The organism is Streptomyces sp. NPDC005004 (genome assembly GCF_053600675.1).
Map to the genome: position 1 here is coordinate 1 of NZ_JBSGAH010000046.1, position 3,434 is coordinate 3,434.

1 protein-coding gene and 1 pseudogene are annotated in these 3,434 nt (G+C 71.4%); both read right to left on the bottom strand.

From position 1 onward, the window contains the following. Positions 1-290 (bottom strand): annotated as a pseudogene (locus tag ACWEEU_RS30540) (hypothetical protein); the annotation flags it as partial. Positions 291-1,789: 1,499 nt separating this feature from the next. Then, complete coding sequence (locus ACWEEU_RS30545; protein ID WP_451736914.1) at positions 1,790-3,151, bottom strand: peptidase C39 family protein; 1,362 nt, start codon at positions 3,149-3,151, stop codon at positions 1,790-1,792. Between the last annotated feature and the right edge of the window lie 283 nt (positions 3,152-3,434).

The following is a 3,434-nucleotide window of genomic DNA, read 5'->3' on the forward strand; positions in this document are numbered from 1 at the left end:
TCGCCGGCGCGGGAGGAGTAGGAGCGCTCGTTGACCTGGATGCGACCCTCGTCGTAGTCGTGGTCGCCGCCCTTGTCGCCCCTGCCCTCGTTGCCCTTGCCCTCATTGCCCTTGCTCTGGCCGTTGCCGTTGCCGTTGCCGCTGCCGCCGAAGGGCGCCGCGGCCGCGACGGCCGGGGCTTCCTGGGACACGGCGCCGGAGGCGGCCGAGGCGTAGGTGATACCGGTCGCGGCCATGGCGGCAGCGGCCGCGATGGCGCCGGTGACAAGGGTGGAACGGGCAATCTTCATGTGCCTTCTCCTGTCGTGTGACACCGGCTCCTCAGCCGGTACGTGTTGAAACTTACCGACCCGCCTCACGCCTGTCATTCCGGAAATGCCGGGAATCTGGCTCCATAGGGGCTGATCGGGGTATTTATCCAGCCCACACGCCGCTTCCGGGGCACGTTTTGACTCTGAAATCTCCATAAATACAAACAGATTGACATACAATTAGCCTCTTAGAGTGATCCTCTGACGCCTCCTCACGCCCGCCTCGCGGCGTGTCGCTACATTCCCCGCCCAGCGCGTTTTGCTAGGGCATGACCGGGAGGGCGGTGGCCCGAAGCCCGGCTCCTGAGTGGGTGTCTGCGTGAACCACCCATCCCCACAAGGAAGTTGACCGCCTTCGCGGCCGGAGATGGCCGTCCCGGGCCCTACCCGGCGTGCGGTAGGGAACGGGGAGCGGTCCACGGCCGTGCCCACGACCGCCGGGGCCGTCCGCCCACCCGTCAACCGAGCCTCCGGAACGCCTCCACGACCGCACCCTCAGCCGCCCCCGACTCCGCGGGTGCGTATGCGGAGGGGGTCCGCGCCTTCCTTGTGCCTGTCCCAGACCCGGTCCTCGAATTCGGGGTGCTGGTCGGCGGTGCCGCGGGAGAGGAACAGGTAGCCGCCCGACGGGAGGGCGTCGACCAGGGGGCGGGTGAGACCGGAGGGGGCCCTCGGAGTCGGGGAAAGTGCATGAGGGCGATCAAGGAAGGGACGATCGGGCGAGTGAAGTCCGGCCGCTGACAAGCGAGTTCGACGTAGACGACCTGGGCGCACGGCGTGACCGCCCGCACTGCCTGGTGCAGGGTGGGCGCAGTGGCGCTGTCGGTGCCCGGTGTCCGGGAACGGGTCGATGCCCTGCCCGATCAGCTCGGCCGAGGCGACCAGCCGTCTTCGGGGATCTTCTTCTCCAGCACGGAACTTCAGCGGAGTGGCAGGGGTCTGTCCGGTGCCGGGGCGTCGCACCCGGCGACCGGGCCGTTCCCTTGTCGCCGCGGAGCCGCGAACGAGCGTGGGAAGAAGCGTGCTTGGCCTCGCGGGCACCGAGGAGGGCGGCGACGGCCGTGGCCGCCGCCGAACCGGTACGCCACGTGCTCGTCGGATGGACCGATCACGGTCACCCACCCCCACCAGCCCGCCGCACCTCCGTACTGAAGCAGGGCGGCAGACGGCGGGCGAAACCCCGGCACCGTGCTCGGTCCCACCTCGCCGTCGCGGAGCCCGGGGGCTTCCCCGACTGGAGCCGGGCCGTCCGGCACACGAGGGACCGCGCGCCGGACGGCACCGTCAACTCCGCCTGGCGAGCGCCCGATTACCTGTGTACCGCTCCGCTCTACCCGCGTGACGACACCGTGCGACCCGGCCCTCCGAGCGGACGACGCGAAGGAGGCTCCGAGCGGACACGGGGTGTGTGCCCTCCGGTCGACTGGATTCAGTGACGGGCCGCACGCCGGCGCCGATCGGTGCGGGCGAACCCCCAGTCAGCGAACGCCGACCGCCGCCAGCGCCCGGCGCTGGCCTGGTGTCGGGTCGGCCGGGAAGTACAGGTAGCAGACGCCGCCGGTGCCCGAGGCGACCTGGCCGGAGGCGTTGTAGCGCTTGGTGCGGAGCCAGATGTTCTCGAACTCCCGCCGTGCGTACACCCGGCGCACCGCGTCGTCGCTCGGGGAGGCGGGGTCGTTGGCGATGACGTCGCCCTCGGCGGTGAAGCCGATGACGGTCATGAGGTGTCCGGAGGTGCCGTAGCCCGCGCCGGTCAGCTCCGTCTTGAGGAAGGACTGGGAGGTGATGGCGGGGATGCCGGCCGCAATCAGGGTCTCCAGGTCGGTGAGGGAGGTGAGGCGGGTGATCACGCCCTGGAGGCCGGAGTAGGAGGCGGCGTAGGCCGCGTTGAAGGGCCAGTTGCCGCAGCCCTCGTACTGGTAGTCGTAGGTGGAGCGGGCCGCGTGGCAGACCTGGGGGTCGGCGTAGGCGGGGTCGACCCAGGAGAGCTGCTCGGGGGTGGGCCGGGCACCCCAGTACTCGACGATCATCTCCGAGGAGGTGGGGCTGCACCAGGCTTCGCCACCGTTGTCGTACTGCGGGTACTGGCCCTTGTGGATCTCCTGCGAGTAGCGCGGGACGGCGAGTTCGCGGGTGAGGCCGGGGGCGGAGGCGGGGACGGTGAAGCGGTCGGGGATGTCCGAGCCCATGGCGCCGACCCGGTGGACCGTGGGGGTCGCGTGGGTGCCGGGCTCGCGGTATAGGGTGAGGCGCAGCCGGTACGAGATCAGGCGCAGTCCCGTGCTCGCGTCGTCGATGGCGAAGGTGTCCGTCCAGATGGAGCTCTTGCCGTCGCTCTGGTCGTCCACGGAGGTGCGCCGGATGTCCTGGTCGCCCGAGGCCCAGCGGCCCATCACGTACCAGGGGGTCGCGGTGCCGTCGGAGTACGTGCCGCTCAGCTCGGTCTGGAGCCAGGTGCCCTCGGGGGTGTGCGCGTTCCAGGAGGCGATGACCTCGGTGGCGGGCACGCTCAGCCGGTGCACGGGCGAGGTCCAGGTGGCGTACTCCCAGGTCGCGGTGGTGCCGGTGTGCGGGTCGGTGTAGTCGGTGCGGCCCGCGGGCGCGCCGATCACGATCCCGGGCCGCGAGCCGGCGACGGCGCGGACGCCGTGCGCGGTGCCTTGTCGCCAGTCCGTGTACGAGGTCCAGGCGTGGTACTCGACGGGACGGCCGGAGGCGCCGCCGTGCCGCAGGGCCGGGGAGGCGACGGCGGGAACGGCGGAGACCGCCCCCGCGCTCACGGCGACGGCGACGGCCGCGCCGAGGACACTGCGGCGGGAGGGCTGCTGGGCTCTGCTCATGGACGCGACTACCCCCAGGGAGTCCAGGTGCGAACGACGCACGGCTTCGCGCCCACTATGCGCCCCCCGCCATGCCCCTGCCAGCACTTCCCCGCTTGTCGCTCAAGGAACATTGGTTCAACCAATGACAACGGCCGCCCGGTCGGCGAAGCGGCTGGTCAGGCTCTGTCCGCGGCGGACTCCCCGCGCTGTCCACGTCGGCCTTCCGGCACGCCGACGGCGACCACGAGGGGGGGCGGGGTTGTCGGGCCCGGGCCCCTCCGGGGTGGGGTACCCCCCCCCC

Excerpts from the sequence above, each read along its gene's own strand:
- ACWEEU_RS30545 (WP_451736914.1), bottom strand. The coding sequence starts at position 3,151 with ATGAGCAGAGCCCAGCAGCCCTCCCGCCGCAGTGTCCTCGGCGCGGCC.